We start from the raw sequence: 15,646 nt of genomic DNA on the forward strand, positions 1-15,646 counted from the left end.
AGATCAGAAATACCCCTATGTCAGGGTAAATTTTTTTCGAACAATTTTTCTTGAGGGGTTATTAGAGCAGCAACGGTGCCAGTGACCCAATCACCACTAAGCCAATCACGACTGGGTACATCCAAGCTGGCGCTGAGGCCATATCACCATTCTCGGCAAAGCTTGGGCGCAGCTCCGGCTCGAACTGCGGGCGGCTCGGCATGGTTGGGAATTGAATTACTTCTGATTTATCGATCATGTGCTCAAGATGGCGTAGCATAGATGACTTCGCCCACATTTCAGAAAGCTGTAAGAAGGCTAGTTGATTGAGTTGATCTTGATTAAGCCAGTCGTAAAACTGTTGCCGTAAAAGTTGGTTCTCTAGGTCAGACATGGCATAGCTGGCATCTTGCTCAAGCCGGTCGAGCTGAATGATCCAGTCTGAGGCTTGGGCAATGATGTGCTCCGGAATGTCGTGAACAATCCAATCTTCTATTTGCATACGCTGGTATCCATAGCGCGGTTTGCAGACTCCTCATGGACAGCTTCAATCATATACTGACGGCACAGCTTCATGCCTTTAGCGAGATGATTTTCGACGGTTTTAATCGAGATATTCAGCTCGCTAGCGATATCTTGATAGCGTTTATTGTGGATCTGGCGAAGGATAAACACGTTGCGACAAATAGCCGGCAACCGATTGATCGCAGCTAACAAGTGGCGGTGCATGTCGTCATTAATGATAGCTTGTTCAGCATTGCAAGGTTGTTCATGACTGAGCTGAGTACGCTGCTGTTCGTGGTACTGCCAACGCACTTTTAAATGGCGCGCACGTGACACCAGTAAGTTTTTCGCAATGGCGTAGGTCAGCGCGGCTAAGTGCTGGTCGCTCCAGCTATCATTGTTGTGGAGTGCTGTTTGCAGCCGCTGATAAACCTTTAATAACGCTTCTTGAGCAATTTCTTCGGCTTCTTGGCGCGGTATTTGTTGGCTCAAAAAGCTACTCAGTTTCGGGAATAGCTGACTATGCAAGCGCGCAAAGCGCTGTTGCCCGAGATATGAACATGCTGCTGTCATAGTTGCCTGCCTCTACTTTTTCTTCTTAGTTTGGAGGTTGGGGCAAAGATAGGTCAAAAGATAAGCTTTTGTAAATACTTTTATGCACGTTTTGCTGCGTACAGTAAGACATCGGCTTGCCGCATCAACTCCTGCACGGTATCGCCCGGCTTGGCGGTACAGGCGCCTACACTAAAGCCCACCGATTCACCAATTAAGGCCTCGGAGTGCACTGCAAAAATACTACGCAGGTTGGCCAATATGGTGCTGTGGTCGGTGATACTTTGAGTTGGTATCACTAAGCCGAATTCCTCACCGCCAAGGCGTCCAGCTATGGCATGGTAGTGCTGCTGTTGCTGCTGCAGTAACTCGGCAAATAGCTGTAATACCTGATCACCGGCGGCATGCCCCAAACGATCGTTAACCGACTTAAATTTGTCTAAATCCATAAAGTACAAAGTCAGTGGTTCGCCGCGTTCGAGCCGCTGCGTGGTCAGCTTCTCAAAATATTGACGGTTATAGATACCAGTCAAGTAATCGATGTTGGCGCGGTTACGCAGCTTTTCATCGGAACGCTCTTTAAGAAAACCAATAAAACCAATACCGTTACCTAAGCCATGAATGAAGGTTGCAAACATAAATAGCTGATTACTGAAAAGTGCTTGAGTGATGATGTAGTCAGGGTTATCCACCGACAGGTAACCGCGCATCAAACAAAGCACTGTGATGCCGGTGTTGATGACCAGTAAGGCGTGCGGGAACACGCTACCGGCATGTTGCTGCATCAGCCGATACAGCGCGTACACATTCATCGCCAGCGGAATAGATACCAGCACCGAGGCGGTGGTGATCATAATATTGTTGGGGCCGACCGGACTGGTGATGTGCATGACCGTAAAAGCCAGCGCGCTGATCACGAAACCACCGATTAAAGTGGGCGTATTCAAACCAGTGCCGGCCAATTGATTATAGGCGCGCACTTCTGCCCAACAGCCCATAATAATCAGGATGTTCGCTATTAATCGCAGGTCATCCGAGGCGCTAATCAACGCGGTCGCATACAGCCCGAAAGAGACTGCTTTGATAAATTGCGCTTGCGCCCAGGCCTTACAGGCAAAATGCGATTCAGGATTACTCACTTGTTGCCAGCTATAAAGCGCAAAAGTGATGTTAGTAATGCCGGTTAAGACAATGATGGTGATGATATCCATACGAACACAGCATTTCCTGATAACGAGTCAAAATAAAGTCAGCTGTTGCGAACTTTAGAAGCTATTTTGTGTGCTTGCAAGTGTTGTTGGTCATGCTATCAGCAACCAAGTCTACGAGATGAATGGCGGGCGATTCAGTAGGGTGACGGTGATGGAAGTGCTACTATCGGAGCACAATGAACGCTTTACAGGAGAACTATAATGTTTCATTACAAGCAAATAGCACTGGCTATTTCATTGGCACTGGCCGCTACGGCGTGCTCAGATGCTACCACGAACAATTCGACACCGGCGCCCAACGCTGCCACTGAAACGCAAGTAACGGTTGCCAGTGAGTCGGCCAAAGCCAATCAACTGTTCGAAGACATTTTCATGGAAAATGTGATGCGTAGCCCCATGTATCAATCGTTTTTGGGCATCAAAGACGATCAAGATAAGTGGGATGATATCTCTGAACAAAGCGCCGCCGCTGAGCTGGAGTTACAGCAGCAACAGCTGGCGCGCGTTATGGCCATTGACCACACTAAGCTGGATGAGCAAACCCATGTCAGCTGGTTATTGATGAAACAGCAATTAGAGCAGCAAATTGCTGATTATGAGTGGCGCCATTATAACTATCCGGTCAATCAAATGTTCGGCATGCATTCCAACGTAGCGTCATTGCTGATCAACCAACATCGCATTACCGATGTGGCTGATGCCGAGGCCTACATTGCCCGTTTAAATGGCCTACCAGAGTTATTTGGTCAGCTGGCCGAGAATCTCAAGTTACGTGCCGAAAAGGGTATCATGGCACCGAAGTTTGTCTATCCCTACGTGCTTAGCGACAGCCAAAACATTATCACCGGCGCGCCCTTTGATGACGGTGAAGACAGTACCTTGTGGGCTGACTTTAGCGGCAAGGTCGCCAAGTTGGATATCGACGATAGTCAACGCGAAGCGCTTATGACAGCGGCGCAGCAAGCCTTGCTGACGTCGGTGCAACCGGCTTATGAAGGCTTAATTGCCAGTGTCACCGACATAGCTGCGCAAGCTGATGATAAAGATGGCGCATGGAAATTCCCCGACGGTGAGCGGTTCTACAATATTGCTCTGCAACGCACCACCACCACTGACTTAACCGCTGATGAGATTCATCAGATTGGCCTCAACGAAGTCGCACGCATTCATGACGAAATGCGCGTGATCATGGAAAAAGTTGGGTTCACCGGTACCTTGCAAGAGTTCTTTGTGCACATGCGCAATAACCAGCAGTTTATCTACCCAGATACGGCTGAAGGTCGCCAGCGTTATTTAGATGAAGCGACAGCCATGATCGATACCATGAAGTCGCGACTTGACGAGTTGTTTTTAACCAAGCCAAAAGCTGATTTAGTGGTCAAAGCGGTCGAACCATTCCGCGAAAAGTCAGCGGGTAAAGCGTTCTATCAGCAGCCGTCCATGGATGGTTCACGCCCTGGTGTGTATTATGCCAACTTGTACGATATGGCCTCAATGCCCAGCTACCAAATGGAAGCTCTGGCCTACCATGAAGGTATTCCGGGTCACCATATGCAACGCGCTATTTCGCAGGAGTTGCAGGGTATTCCAACGTTCCGTAAGTTTGGTCGTTATACCGCCTACACCGAAGGTTGGGGGTTATATAGCGAGTTAGTGCCGAAAGAAATCGGCTTTTACCAAGACCCGTATTCAGATTTTGGCCGCTTAGCTATGGAGTTGTGGCGTGCAGTTCGCTTGGTGGTAGATACCGGCATTCATGCCAAACAATGGACTCGCGAGCAAGGGATTGAGTTTTACGTAACCAATACCCCGAACGCCGAAGCTGACGCGGTGAAAATGGTGGAACGTCATATTGTTATGCCGAGCCAAGCTACAGCTTACAAAATCGGCATGATCAAGATTGTCGAGCTGCGCGAAAAAGCTAAAGCCGAGCTCGGTGATGCCTTTGATATCCGCGAGTTTCACGATGTGGTGCTGTCGAGCGGCCCGGTACCTTTGAATGTGCTGGAGCAATTTATTGAGCAGTACATTAACGCTAAGCGTCCGAGCTAACGGCAGGTTGATAGTACCTGCGAAAGCCCCGCTCAATGCGGGGCTTTTTCTTGCCATAACTGAATGGGGTTACCCTCAGGGTCTTGCAGCCGCGCGAAGCGGCCGTTGGGATAGCTTTCAGGGTCTACTTCTACGCTTATACCAGCCTCTCGAAGCTGCGCGACCATGGCATCTAAATCAGCAACGCGAAAGTTCAGCATCCATTGTTGTTCGGTGCGGCCAAAATAGCTGGTGGTATTTTTGAACACGCCAAATACCGTGCTGCCGCCTTCTTGCTGCCACGGCATTTCCTCGTAGGTGCTTGGGGTGCGTTTAACGCCAAGATGCTGTTCATACCATTTCGCTAACTCAGCCGGATTTTCCGCTTTAAAGAAAAAGCCGCCAAAACCGAGGACAGATTGGCGTTCGGTAGCGTTTGCAGGGCTACTAATGAGCAGTAATAGTGTCAACGTGACCATGATCATGGGGCGCATAAAGGGCTCCTTGGCTGCTGCGAGCAGATAGTTCGATGGGCTATAGTGCGGAATTACGCGCAGATAATCTAGTGGCACAGCTAGAGTGAACCGATATTTTAGTCATTTGGTCGCGCTGGGTTGAACAAAAGACATTACTGTCAGTCTATGGCTATTATCTTGTTAAAATGGAGCAACACCATGAAGTGCCCAGTATGCAAAGACGAAAACCTGATGATGACTGATCGTCAAGGCATTGAGATTGATTACTGCCCAAGTTGCCGTGGGGTATGGCTTGATCGCGGCGAGTTAGACAAAATCATCGAACGGTCAGCTGCTCCGGCACCGCAACAAGCGGCACCACAACCGGTGCAACAACCGGTGCAACAACCGGTGCAACAACCTATGCAGTCACCGGGCTACCAAGGACAACACCCACAGCAGCAACCTTATGGTTATGGCCATAAAAAATATAAAAAGAAAAGCATTCTTGGCGAACTGTTTGATTTTTAGAGTGTAAAATAATTTTCCTCCAACGCTGATATTTTCAACTACACTGATTGCTTGCCATGTTGGCCGCAAGAAGAGGATAGAACAATGCGTTGGTCACTTTCCGTAGTCATGGGTTCCTGTGTCGCTCTGTTGGCGGCCTGCTCGCCGCAATCATCGGATGATCAGGTCGCTGCACCGCACGCTGAGCCGATGATGGCACAGTATAGTGCTGAAACCTTTTTCGATACCACGACCTTGTATGGCTCGTCGATTAGCCATGATGGCAGCGCGGTCTTAGTCACCAGTGACGCCTCAGGTATATATAATGTGTATCGTTATCCAGTAGATGGTAGCGCACCGACCCAATTAACCCAATCAACCACAGATGCCATCAGAGGCATTAGCTGGTTTCCTAACGATGACCGCTTCTTATATACCGCTGACCAAGGCGGTAATGAGCTCAATCATGTTTATGTGCAACTCCCTGATGGCAGTAGCCAAGACTTAACCCCAGGCGAGAATTTGAAGGCTATGGTGGCGGGTTGGCATGAAGACCAAGTGCACTTCTATATTATGACCAATGAGCGCGATAACCGCTTTTTTGATCTGTATAAATACAGCAGCAACGATTTCAGTCGCACCATGGTGTTTGAAAATAACACTGGTTTCAATATTGAGTCGGTCAGCCCAGATGGCCGTTTCTTGGCCATGAGCCGCACTAATTCAAACTCCGACTCGGACTTATTTGGTGTGGATTTGAGCAAGGACGACGCCGAACCGGTATTGATTACCCCCACCGAAGGCAATATTCAGCACAGCGCCTATACCTTTACCCGCGATAGCCTCGGTCTGATCTACAGCACCGACGGTCATGGCGAGTTTGCCCAGGCGTGGCTGTATGACCTTGCCACTGATGAGCATCGCCCATATTACACCGCTGATTGGGACGTATCGTTTCTATATTTCTCAGAGTCGGGCCGCTATCAAGTGGTGGGTGTGAATGCTGATGCACGCACCGAGTTAACGATTACAGATTTAACCACCAATACCGAATTGCAGTTACCGGCGTATCCGCCGGGCGATTTACGCGGCGTGAATTTCTCTGCGGACGAATCGACCTTGGTGTTTTACGTCAATTCAGACGTGTCACCATCGAACTTATTTGTCTGGCAAGTTGGCAGCACTGAGGTAGCGCAACTCACCAATACTTTAGCGGCAGAAATGGATGCCAAGCATTTGGTACAAAGTACGGTGGAGCGCTTCAAAAGCTTTGATGGCTTAACCGTGCCTGGCTTGTTGTATAAGCCGCACCAAGCCAATGCGACCAACAAAGTCCCGGCGATTATCTTTATCCATGGCGGCCCGGGTGGGCAGACCCGTCAGGGCTACAATGCTATGGTGCAGCACCTAGTGAATCACGGCTACGCCATGTTTGGGGTGAATAATCGCGGCTCATCGGGCTATGGCAAAACCTTCTTCCATTTAGACGATAAACGCCACGGCGAAGATGATTTGCAGGATATTGTCTATGGTAAAAAATACCTGCAATCGTTGGATTGGGTTGATGCGGAGCAAATCGTGGTGATGGGGGGCAGCTATGGCGGTTACTTGACCATGGCGGCGCTGGCTTTTACCGATGAATTTAATGCCGGTATCAATATCTTTGGAGTGACCAACTGGGTGCGGACGTTGGAGAGTATCCCGCCATGGTGGGAGAGCTTCCGCCAGTCGCTATACGACGAATTGGGTGACCCAGCCACCGATGGTGATCGGCTACGGCGCATTTCACCGCTGTTCCATGCCGCTAATGTGAAGGTGCCGGTATTGGTGGTGCAAGGCGCTAACGACCCACGGGTATTGCAAGTCGAAAGCGATGAAATGGTCGCCGCCATTCGGGCCAACAACGTACCCGTTGAATACGTGTTATTCCCCGACGAGGGCCATGGTTTCGCGGTAAAAGCCAACCGTATTACTGCGCAAGAAGCCTACTTAAACTTCTTAAGAACCCATCTGAAATAAGCTGTTAAAGGCGCGCCACCAAGTAATCTAAGGTGGCGCGCATTGCTGCACTCAAATGCTGCCGATGACGATAGACCGCGTGTACCGGTGTTGCGGGCGCTAAAAATTCGGGCAACAGCTCACATAAACGACCATCAGCCAATTCGTTTTGCACTTGATAACGTGGTAAGTAGCCGATACCGAGGGATGCCAATAAGCCATGTTTCAAGGCTAAATTGTTATTGGCATGCATTGGCCCGTTGACTTGCACTGTGACTGCTTGCTGCTGATCGACAAAGTGCCAAAGCTTGTCGGTGGCATGTGAACTATGCGCCAAACATGGGAGCTTAGCCAGCTCTGATGGGTGCTTTGGCGTTCCATAGCGGCGAAGGAAATCGGGGCTGGCTACCACTACTAATGGTAGATCCTGCAAGCGTTTGGCAATCAGCGATGAGCTTTCTAATCGGCCACAGCGAATCGCGATATCAATTTCTTGAGCGACCAGGTCAACCCGCTTGTCATCTAATACCAGCTCTATTCGTAACTCGGGATACCGAGCGAGGATCGCCGGCATCAGCGGGGCAATCTGGATGCTTCCAAAAGTCACTGGTGCGGTGATACGAATGATCCCTGCAGGGGTATCACGCAAGCTTCCTAAGTGTTGCTCTGCAGCGGTTGCCTGATTCATCATTTCTCTGCAGTACTGGTAAAAGGCACGGCCTTCAATAGTAACCGTCATACTGCGGGTAGTGCGTTGCAATAAACGCAGATTCAGTTCTTGTTCAAGTTTCAATAGCGCTTTGCTGACGGCGCTTTTTGAGATGCCTAAATGGCGAGCGGCGGCGGTAAATGACTGCTGCTCCACAATGGTGGCGTAGATCGCCATTTCGGTCAGTCGATCAAATAACATAAGCACTCTATTGTTTCTTTATGGAAACAGTGATTGTCAATTGTGCTATCTAATCATAAAAAATAGAAACAGTATACTAGCTCCATCAGGTCGTAACTCGACTCACACAGATGGAGAATAGCTCATGCAACAGTATCAATTTTCAGTACCGAACTTGGCAGCAGTAGTTGCTTACTTTCAACAGCAATTGGGTTTGCCCCTGCTGCAACAACAGCAGTATTGTGCCGAGTTTGCCTTGAGTGATGATACGTCAATTCAGGTGCGCGCCGCCCAAGCTGCTGCAGCACCCGCCTGTTTACCCATGACTGAGCGCTTACTTTCTGCGCTACAGAGTTATCCGCAACATTTTAGCCGCCCGTTTCTGGTGGCGGCTCGGCATTGTTGCGAATTACCAGTGAAATTGCGGGTGCCGCAACAGCGCGATGTTACGCTATGTCAGCAGCCGCGCAATGAACAAGCGGTGAAACCGGTAAGTCGCAGCACCTTTTGGGCGCAGCTACGCACTGTATATGCAGATTTAGCGCGCTTCGACGGTTATCGTTTTTAATGATTAGCTGCGCGACAAGGTTTTGATCAGGTGCCAGCCAAACTTCGTTTTAATCGGCCCATGCACCTCAAGGGTGGGCTTGCTAAATACCACTTGATCAAAGGCTGCCACCATTTGGCCGCGCTGAAACTCACCGAGGTCACCGCCTCTCTTGCCTGAGGGGCAGAGTGAGTGCTTACGCGCCAAATCACCAAATTTAGCTCCCTGGGCTAACTGATGTTTTAATGCGTCTGCCTGTTCGCGGGTTTTCACCAGGATGTGAAGCGCATGAGCACGGGCCACGGGTGCCTCCTTGTTGTTCGATATTAGCGGTTCAACCAGCTATTCACCCAGCGATTGAGCCAAGCCGGTGAGATTTTACTGAGGCTATATGCCAATTTGGTTTGCCAGCCAATGCTTTGCATCAGGCACCATTCTCAGTGGTGAGGCTTGGGTCAATGTCGCCAGAAAAGGTTTCGCATTGCTGTAATGCTTGCACAAATAGCAACGGTTCAAGGGGCGAAATGAGGATTTTGCCATGCTTACCGTAGGTTAGTTCAATGCGATCAAGCGATAACGCCGGGTTAGCTAGTGGGTTACTGCTGGGGCGAACATGCATGATACTGCCAATGCGCAGATGGCGTCGAAACGGCCCACTACGAATCAGCAGCAGGTCGTCATAAATACGGTAATAGGTGCTGGTCATGATCCACAAGCATAAACCGCCAGCCAGTAATAAGGCTACGGTGACCCAAGTCATCTGTTCGGCTTCGGGCAAGCGCAGGTACCAGATAGCGGTGGCAAAGCAAACCACCGCGGTAACACTCAATACCACCCGTAACCAGCTATCAACTTTCGAAGGGAAATGCTGCATACTTACCTCGTGCCAAAGATTTTGTCACCGGCATCGCCTAAGCCTGGCATGATATAGCCATGCTCATTGAGGTGTGAATCAAGCCCAGCAGCAAATATTCGTACATCGGGGTGCTCTTGCTGTACTGCTTTTACGCCCTCGGGTGCGGCCACCAAAACCAGCACGCGAATATCGTGACAGCCGGCCTTTTTAAGTAAATCAATGGTGGCATTCATACTGCCACCAGTGGCCAACATCGGGTCAATAATTAACCCCAAGCGTTGGTCAATGTCGCCTACCAGCTTTTCAAAGTAGCTCACTGGTTGCAGACTCGACTCATCGCGGTATAACCCCACCACACTGACTTTAGCGCTCGGTAGTAGCTCCAAGACGCCATCAAGCATACCGATGCCTGCGCGCAGAATGGGTACCACCGTGACCTTTTTGCCTTTCAGCCGTTTGACCGCAATGCGCGCGCCGCTCCAGCTCTCAATGTGCACAGTTTCTAAGGCAAAGTTTTGAGTCGCCTCGTAGGTCAATAAAGTCGCTAATTCGTTGGCGAGTTCACGAAAGTGTTTGGTGGAAATATCCGCGCGCCGCATTAAACCTAGCTTGTGTTGCACCAAGGGATGATCAATCAATTGAAAGGACATGGTTGCCTCACTAACATTGCTCGATAAGCAAGTATTCTATAAATTAGAATAAATATAGCTAATTTATCCGATTTGTTGTTTTCAAAATAGCGTCTATAGTTGTTCTAACGACAGCTTGCAGTGGTCGTTGTATGACAACAACCCTGATATTCACATCATTATAGTTCGGGAGATTAGCATGAAAGATTTAATTAAAAAATTGACCTGTACCGAGAGCAGTGGCTGGGGCCCGTTAGCACTGCGCGTTCCAGTAGGTATTATTTTCGCCGCGCATGGCGCGCAAAAGCTGTTTGGCTGGTTTGGCGGTTATGGCCTTGAGGGCACCGGTGGCTTCTTTGAAAGCATTGGCTTGGCACCGGGTGTGGTGATGGCAGCTCTCGCTGGCGCGGCCGAGTTCTTCGGTGGTATTGCGCTGGTACTCGGCTTATTGACCCGCCCAGCGGCCGCAGCATTGGCGGTGACCATGGTGGTGGCTATCGTCACCGTGCATCTCGACAACGGCTTATTCATGAGCAATAACGGTTATGAATTTGGCCTGTCATTGCTAGCCGCTAGTGTAGCGCTGATGTTTACCGGCGCCGGTAAGGCTGGGTTAGATGCTTGGCTTAACGCAAAAATGAAGTAGGAGATCACGTGGCACGCTCGACAATTGAACAATGGCGAATGGTCAAGGCGGTTGCTGATCACGGTGGCTTTATGCAGGCCGCCGAGCAGGTCCATAAGAGTCAGTCGAGCGTGCACCACGCGGTAACGAAAATTGAACAACAACTGGGTGTGAAGCTGTTTGAAGTGGATGGTCGTAAAACCAGTCTAACTGAGGCTGGCAAACAATTGTTGCGGCGCATCAATTACCTACTCAGTGAAACCGAGCGCTTTGAAAACGTCGCCCAGAACCTGAAAGCAGGGGTGGAATCGAAACTCACCGTAGCGGTTGACGAAGCCTTTCCCAAAGATGTGTTATTTGCAGCCTTGGTTCGTGTATCTGCAGAGTATCCTCTGGTACACATTGAGTTGTTGGAGACCATTCTGACTGGTGCCAATGAACTCCTCAATCAAGGCATAGCGCAGCTATCTATTTCTCCATTTACCTTGCCCAATGAGCTCAGTGAAGACCTGTGTAGCGTCGAGTTTGTTGCGGTATGTGGTGCGCAGCACCCGTTAGCACAACTGCCGCACGTAAGCCTTGAAGATCTGAAAGTGCATCGGCAAATTGTGCTGCGTGATTCTGGTCGCGAACGTAAATCAGAGAGCGGCTGGCTCGGCTCTGAGCAACGATGGACGGTCACTCATGTGGCCACCTCATTGGAGCTTATTCGCAAAAACCAAGGTTTTGCCTGGTTGCCGCGCAGTGCTGTGCAACCCGCCTTAGATAGCGGTTGTGTGGTGCCGATTAAGCTCAAGCGCGGCGCCACCCGCACCAGCACCTTCTACTTGAACTTCGAAGATCCGGAGACCCTAGGCCCGGTGGCGCGTACCCTCATTGCCCATATTCGCCATTTAACACTCTAATTCTTTTCGTTGTTGTGCTTGCAGGTTTGGCACTTTTGAACGATGCTGATTCAACATCATCATTACATCAGATCATGGTACGGAGCTCATCGGCATGACTCAATCGATTGGATACAAATGGCGGTTTTTCCGTTCAGGCGGTTTTGACCAAGTGGTTCTTAGCAACGGTGCTGATTTGCAGCATCTGGCGAGTTTGGACCAAAAGTTATGGACCGTACTCAATTGCCCTACCAAAGGGCTCGAGTTTGATGCTGCGACCACCGCGCTGCTAGACACGGACGGTGACGGCCAGATCCGCGTACCGGAGATCTTAGCCGCAGTGCGTTGGTGCTGTGCACGCCTGCGCGATGCCGACTTGATGTTCGCCGAACCGGGTATTTTGCTCAGCGCACTCGAGGACGGCGATGCTGAGGGGCAGGCACTTAAGGCCGCGGCGGAACGGGTGCTGAATTATCTCGGTAAACCGGCCAATGCCGCACTGCAGGTCAGCGATTTTCTTGATACCACGAAGCTTTATGCCGCCGATCATTTTAATGGCGATGGTGTGGTTGTCGGCGCGTTAACCCAAGATTCTGAATTACAGCAGCTGCTGGCGGATATGGTGACAGCTTTGGGTGGTGTGGCTGACCGCAGCGGTTTAATGGGCATTAACCAAGCCTTACTCGATCAGTTTTATCAGCAAGCAAACGCAGTGGTGGCATGGTATGCCGCTGGTCAGGCGAGTGATCAAGCGATTTGGCCACTAAGTGATAACACCGCCGCGGCGGTGGCTGCCTATGAGCGAGTTCAAAGCAAAGTCGATGACTACTTTGTGCGCTGTCGTTTGGCGGCATTTGACCCACGTGCAGCGGCATCACTCAACCCGGAGCTGACGGTGTATGGCAGTTTAGCGAACCGCAACATCGCTAGCTTAGACAGCGAACTCAGTGCTTTACCGCTGGCGACCATCAGTGCCGATGCCAAGTTACCACTAGCCAGTGGCTTGAACCCAGCATGGGCAAGTGCCATTGCCGCGCTGCATAGCGAGGTGATCGAGCCGCTACTGGGTAAACGGGAGGAATTATCGGCTGATGATTGGGCGCAGATCGGTGCAGTACTCACACCATGGCGCAGCTGGCAGGCACAAAAGCCGCAAAACAATCTGCATGCTTTAGGGTTAGAACGCATTCAAGCGATAGTCAGTGGTGATGGGCAAGCGAAGTTGTCGGTGTTGATTGCCGATGATTTGGCCATTACCAGTTTCGCCGAAAATGTCCAGGCTTTGGAGCGGTTGTGTCGCTATCAACGCGATTTAGTCACGTTATTGCGTAACTACGTGAGTTTGAGTGATTTTTATCAGCGCCGCGGTAAGGCGATTTTCCAAGCTGGGACATTGTATATTGACCAGCGTAGTTGCGAGTTGGTGATGCAAGTGAATGACCCTGCTAAACATGCCAGTACAGCATCGTTTAGTGGTTGTTATTTGTTGTATTGCCAGTGCACCCGCAAAGGCGAATCACCGCTGCAGATTGTTGCCGCGTTAACCGCCGGTGATGTGGACTACTCTATGGCGGCTGGGCGCAATGGTATTTTCTATGACCGTCAGGGGCGTGATTGGACGGCTACGGTAACCAAAGTGGTGGCACAACCGATTAGTATTCGCCAAGCATTTTGGTCGCCCTATAAGCGCCTAGCGGCCTTTATTGAAGGGCAGCTGAATAAGTTTGCCGCCTCGCGCGACAAAGATATTGAAGCGAAAACCAGCACCGGTGTTAGCGGTGTGGCGGCTACTAAAGCCGATGCCAAGCCGGCTTTTGATATTGCTAAATTTGCCGGTATTTTTGCCGCAATCGGTCTAGCGGTGGGAGCTATTGGTACGGCATTGGCAGCACTGGCATCGGGCTTTTTTGCGCTCAGCATCTGGCAAATGCCGCTGGTGATCTTCGGCGCCATGCTGCTGGTCTCTGGGCCATCCATGTTAATGGCAGCAATGACCTTACGCCGCCGCAACTTGGGGCCATTGCTTGATGCCAATGGCTGGGCCATCAACACCCGCGCTATTATCAATATCCCATTTGGCGGCTCATTGACGGGCGTTGCGGAATTACCCAAGGGCGCGCAACGTTCAATGGTCGACCCGTATGCGCCGAAGCCGAAACCGTGGGGTTTGATTATGGTGGTAGCGGTGGCCGCTGCTGCGGCCGGCTATTTGTGGTGGTTTGGTAATCCGTTTATGTAAACGGATTATGTAAACGGATTATGTACGCGGATTATTTGCTGATTTGAAAATCAGCGGCACTATGCCGTTCGGGTAGTTGCTTATCAGCATCCCCCCAATTCTTATTGACGATGCGACCACGTTGCACGGCGGGTCGCGCGGCAATTTGCTTGGCCCAGCGCAACACATGCTGATACTCGTGAGCACTGATAAATTCCGCCGCGTCATAAACTTGATTGGTGACTAGTGCGCCGTACCATGGCCAAATAGCGATATCAGCGATGCTATACTGGTCACCCACCATAAATTGATTGCTGGCTAAATGGCGATCCAGCACATCGAGCTGGCGCTTAATTTCCATGGTGTAGCGGTTGATAGGGTACTCGAACTTCTCTGGTGCATAAGCATAAAAATGACCAAAACCACCACCCAAAATAGGCGCGCTGGCCATTTGCCAGAATAACCAGTTTAAGCACTCAGTGCGCTGTGCTGGTGCAGTCGGCAACAAGGCAGCAAACTTTTCGGCCAGATACAGTAAAATTGCACCAGACTCAAACACTCGAGTGGGCGGATTGGTGCTGTGATCCATTAGCGCAGGAATTTTCGAATTGGGATTGATGGCGACAAAATCGCTACCGAATTGTTCGCCCTCCAATATATTGATCAGATACGCATCATATTCAGCCGCGCTAATGCCCAGTTCTAAGAGTTCCTCAAGCATCACCGTCACTTTCACGCCATTGGGTGTCGCTAATGAGTAAAGTTGAAGTGAGTGCTTACCAATGGGTAGTTTAGCTGCATGGGTGGCACCGGCCGTTGGGCGGTTGATGTTGGCGAATTTCCCGCCATTGCCTTGCTGCCACTGCCATACTTTGGGTGGTACATAGTTCGCGTTACTCATAGAGCCTCCTCGTGGTCGATTGGTTGAAGGCTAAAAATCGCCTCAACCGGCCTCTGAAAGTAGAGCGCCAATTTTAACGCGATAACCACCGATGGGGTAAAGCGCCGCGTTTCGATAGTACTAATCGTTTTTCGCGATACGCCAATACCATCGGCCAGTTCCTGCTGAGAAATACCGCGCTGTGCGCGCAGCGCCGGTAATTGGTTATAAGGTTGCTCATCCATGCTGATCATCCGCGCTGTCGCGAAGTTCCCACAATACGGTAAATGACCACACCATGGTACCGATCACAATCAATAGTAAGCTAAAGGTACTGACGTTGAGATAGGTGGCGATGAGCCCACCGCTGGCGGCTTTCTCCCCCAACATAAAGCCCGGAATTAATACCACTAACAGACCAACAAATGCACGGGCGTTGGCTTTACGACTCGTTTCACGAGTGAACTCATCGCTATAAAGACCAAAAATTTCGCGCCAGCCGCCGCAGAGTTTGTAGTTGTTCACGCTCAGCCGCGTGACGATACCGATAAATAATAGGGCCACCAGTACCAGGAGAACACGCGGCCATTCGCCGGTATCAATACCCGCTTGTTTCAGCCATTTATTTACCAGCATAATGCCGAAATAGAGTCCGCTGATTAAGCTGACGTAGGCGCCATACTTTAACGATTGTGCTTGTGCTTGTGCTTCTGCTGACCAAGTTGTCATAAATAAAATCTCCAATTGAGCATCACAACGATACCTCTAGGTATCAATATATAACCTTAAGGTGTCATTATGCAACCCTAAGGTATCAAATAATGACATTTATTTTATTTTACAGCCTGCAGGTTGTTATTCCGCGGTGATCTGGTTAT

General features: G+C 50.2%; 18 protein-coding genes. 7 read left to right on the forward strand and 11 right to left on the reverse strand.

Annotated features, from left to right (window positions below; all coding sequences use genetic code 11):
* Positions 1-61: 61 nt before the first annotated feature.
* The 3 genes from EFO84_RS01220 to EFO84_RS01230 form a co-directional block, all read right to left on the reverse strand.
* Positions 62-481, reverse strand: a complete 420-nt coding sequence (locus EFO84_RS01220) for a hypothetical protein (protein WP_127346240.1) — start codon at positions 479-481, stop codon at positions 62-64.
* Complete coding sequence (locus EFO84_RS01225; RefSeq protein ID WP_127346241.1) at positions 472-1,056, reverse strand: RNA polymerase sigma factor; 585 nt, start codon at positions 1,054-1,056, stop codon at positions 472-474. The genes EFO84_RS01220 and EFO84_RS01225 overlap by 10 nt, the downstream gene beginning before the upstream one ends.
* A gap of 80 nt (positions 1,057-1,136) precedes the next feature.
* Positions 1,137-2,246, reverse strand: a complete 1,110-nt coding sequence (locus EFO84_RS01230) for a sensor domain-containing diguanylate cyclase (RefSeq protein ID WP_127346242.1) — start codon at positions 2,244-2,246, stop codon at positions 1,137-1,139.
* A 201-nt stretch (positions 2,247-2,447) separates the two neighbouring features.
* Between EFO84_RS01230 and EFO84_RS01235 the strand changes: the two genes are divergently transcribed.
* Entirely contained in the window at positions 2,448-4,298 is a 1,851-nt protein-coding gene (locus tag EFO84_RS01235; protein WP_127346243.1) for a DUF885 domain-containing protein, read from the forward strand.
* Between the two features lie 32 nt (positions 4,299-4,330).
* On the opposite strand, the gene EFO84_RS01240 is transcribed toward EFO84_RS01235, so the two are convergent.
* On the reverse strand, positions 4,331-4,771 hold the full coding sequence (locus EFO84_RS01240) for a VOC family protein (protein WP_240642617.1): 441 nt from the start codon (positions 4,769-4,771) through the stop codon (positions 4,331-4,333).
* 180 nt (positions 4,772-4,951) lie between these two features.
* Between EFO84_RS01240 and EFO84_RS01245 the strand changes: the two genes are divergently transcribed.
* Complete coding sequence (locus EFO84_RS01245) at positions 4,952-5,263, forward strand: TFIIB-type zinc ribbon-containing protein (RefSeq protein WP_127346244.1); 312 nt, start codon at positions 4,952-4,954, stop codon at positions 5,261-5,263.
* 84 nt (positions 5,264-5,347) lie between these two features.
* Positions 5,348-7,261 carry a S9 family peptidase gene (locus EFO84_RS01250; RefSeq protein WP_127346245.1) on the forward strand — a complete coding sequence of 638 codons (1,914 nt, stop codon included), beginning with the start codon at positions 5,348-5,350 and terminating at the stop codon, positions 7,259-7,261.
* Between the two features lie 4 nt (positions 7,262-7,265).
* Here the strand turns inward: EFO84_RS01250 and EFO84_RS01255 are convergent, their stop codons facing one another.
* Positions 7,266-8,150 carry a LysR family transcriptional regulator gene (locus EFO84_RS01255; protein WP_127346246.1) on the reverse strand — a complete coding sequence of 295 codons (885 nt, stop codon included), beginning with the start codon at positions 8,148-8,150 and terminating at the stop codon, positions 7,266-7,268.
* A 124-nt stretch (positions 8,151-8,274) separates the two neighbouring features.
* On the opposite strand from EFO84_RS01255, the gene EFO84_RS01260 reads away from it, so the two are divergent.
* Positions 8,275-8,697, forward strand: coding sequence for a hypothetical protein (locus EFO84_RS01260; protein WP_127346247.1), 423 nt, complete (start codon positions 8,275-8,277; stop codon positions 8,695-8,697).
* A 3-nt stretch (positions 8,698-8,700) separates the two neighbouring features.
* Here EFO84_RS01260 and EFO84_RS01265 read toward each other — a convergent pair whose 3' ends face one another.
* The 3 genes from EFO84_RS01265 to upp form a co-directional block, all read right to left on the reverse strand.
* A complete protein-coding gene (locus EFO84_RS01265; protein WP_127346248.1) occupies positions 8,701-8,979 on the reverse strand; it encodes a peptidylprolyl isomerase in 279 nt (92 codons plus the stop codon).
* Positions 8,980-9,100: 121 nt separating this feature from the next.
* A complete protein-coding gene (locus tag EFO84_RS01270) occupies positions 9,101-9,550 on the reverse strand; it encodes a PH domain-containing protein (protein ID WP_127346249.1) in 450 nt (149 codons plus the stop codon).
* A gap of 2 nt (positions 9,551-9,552) precedes the next feature.
* Positions 9,553-10,182: a uracil phosphoribosyltransferase gene (upp, locus tag EFO84_RS01275; RefSeq protein ID WP_127346250.1), complete on the reverse strand. Its 630-nt coding sequence runs from the start codon at positions 10,180-10,182 to the stop codon at positions 9,553-9,555.
* A 178-nt stretch (positions 10,183-10,360) separates the two neighbouring features.
* Here upp and EFO84_RS01280 point away from each other — a divergent pair, with 178 nt between their 5' ends.
* The 3 genes from EFO84_RS01280 (at position 10,361) to EFO84_RS01290 (ending at position 13,909) form a co-directional block, all read left to right on the forward strand.
* Entirely contained in the window at positions 10,361-10,807 is a 447-nt protein-coding gene (locus EFO84_RS01280) for a DoxX family protein (protein ID WP_127346251.1), read from the forward strand.
* A gap of 8 nt (positions 10,808-10,815) precedes the next feature.
* Complete coding sequence (locus EFO84_RS01285) at positions 10,816-11,691, forward strand: LysR family transcriptional regulator (RefSeq protein ID WP_127346252.1); 876 nt, start codon at positions 10,816-10,818, stop codon at positions 11,689-11,691.
* A 94-nt stretch (positions 11,692-11,785) separates the two neighbouring features.
* Positions 11,786-13,909, forward strand: a complete 2,124-nt coding sequence (locus EFO84_RS01290) for a hypothetical protein (protein ID WP_127346253.1) — start codon at positions 11,786-11,788, stop codon at positions 13,907-13,909.
* Positions 13,910-13,940: 31 nt separating this feature from the next.
* Here the strand turns inward: EFO84_RS01290 and yghU are convergent, their stop codons facing one another.
* From yghU to EFO84_RS01305, 3 genes are read right to left on the reverse strand one after another with little or no spacing between them, the layout of a single operon-like run.
* Complete coding sequence (yghU, locus tag EFO84_RS01295; protein ID WP_127346254.1) at positions 13,941-14,789, reverse strand: glutathione-dependent disulfide-bond oxidoreductase; 849 nt, start codon at positions 14,787-14,789, stop codon at positions 13,941-13,943.
* Complete coding sequence (locus EFO84_RS01300) at positions 14,786-15,013, reverse strand: helix-turn-helix transcriptional regulator (RefSeq protein WP_127346255.1); 228 nt, start codon at positions 15,011-15,013, stop codon at positions 14,786-14,788. Before EFO84_RS01300 ends, yghU begins: the two co-directional genes overlap by 4 nt.
* On the reverse strand, positions 15,006-15,497 hold the full coding sequence (locus tag EFO84_RS01305; RefSeq protein WP_127346256.1) for a hypothetical protein: 492 nt from the start codon (positions 15,495-15,497) through the stop codon (positions 15,006-15,008). Before EFO84_RS01305 ends, EFO84_RS01300 begins: the two co-directional genes overlap by 8 nt.
* Positions 15,498-15,646: the final 149 nt, after the last annotated feature.

Origin of the sequence: Pseudidiomarina mangrovi, assembly GCF_003999375.1 — a bacterium.
In the GTDB taxonomy this organism is placed as follows: Bacteria; Pseudomonadota; Gammaproteobacteria; order Enterobacterales; family Alteromonadaceae; genus Pseudidiomarina; species Pseudidiomarina mangrovi.

Coding starts and splice junctions, on each gene's coding strand:
- EFO84_RS01290 (WP_127346253.1), top strand. CDS start 11,786: ATGACTCAATCGATTGGATACAAATGGCGGTTTTTCCGTTCAGGCGGT.
- EFO84_RS01220 (WP_127346240.1), bottom strand. CDS start 481: ATGCAAATAGAAGATTGGATTGTTCACGACATTCCGGAGCACATCATT.
- yghU (WP_127346254.1), bottom strand. CDS start 14,789: ATGAGTAACGCGAACTATGTACCACCCAAAGTATGGCAGTGGCAGCAA.
- EFO84_RS01255 (WP_127346246.1), bottom strand. CDS start 8,150: ATGTTATTTGATCGACTGACCGAAATGGCGATCTACGCCACCATTGTG.
- EFO84_RS01300 (WP_127346255.1), bottom strand. CDS start 15,013: ATGGATGAGCAACCTTATAACCAATTACCGGCGCTGCGCGCACAGCGC.
- EFO84_RS01245 (WP_127346244.1), top strand. CDS start 4,952: ATGAAGTGCCCAGTATGCAAAGACGAAAACCTGATGATGACTGATCGT.
- EFO84_RS01225 (WP_127346241.1), bottom strand. CDS start 1,056: ATGACAGCAGCATGTTCATATCTCGGGCAACAGCGCTTTGCGCGCTTG.
- EFO84_RS01230 (WP_127346242.1), bottom strand. CDS start 2,246: ATGGATATCATCACCATCATTGTCTTAACCGGCATTACTAACATCACT.
- EFO84_RS01260 (WP_127346247.1), top strand. CDS start 8,275: ATGCAACAGTATCAATTTTCAGTACCGAACTTGGCAGCAGTAGTTGCT.
- EFO84_RS01250 (WP_127346245.1), top strand. CDS start 5,348: ATGCGTTGGTCACTTTCCGTAGTCATGGGTTCCTGTGTCGCTCTGTTG.
- EFO84_RS01270 (WP_127346249.1), bottom strand. CDS start 9,550: ATGCAGCATTTCCCTTCGAAAGTTGATAGCTGGTTACGGGTGGTATTG.
- upp (WP_127346250.1), bottom strand. CDS start 10,182: ATGTCCTTTCAATTGATTGATCATCCCTTGGTGCAACACAAGCTAGGT.
- EFO84_RS01305 (WP_127346256.1), bottom strand. CDS start 15,497: ATGACAACTTGGTCAGCAGAAGCACAAGCACAAGCACAATCGTTAAAG.
- EFO84_RS01235 (WP_127346243.1), top strand. CDS start 2,448: ATGTTTCATTACAAGCAAATAGCACTGGCTATTTCATTGGCACTGGCC.
- EFO84_RS01280 (WP_127346251.1), top strand. CDS start 10,361: ATGAAAGATTTAATTAAAAAATTGACCTGTACCGAGAGCAGTGGCTGG.
- EFO84_RS01240 (WP_240642617.1), bottom strand. CDS start 4,771: ATGCGCCCCATGATCATGGTCACGTTGACACTATTACTGCTCATTAGT.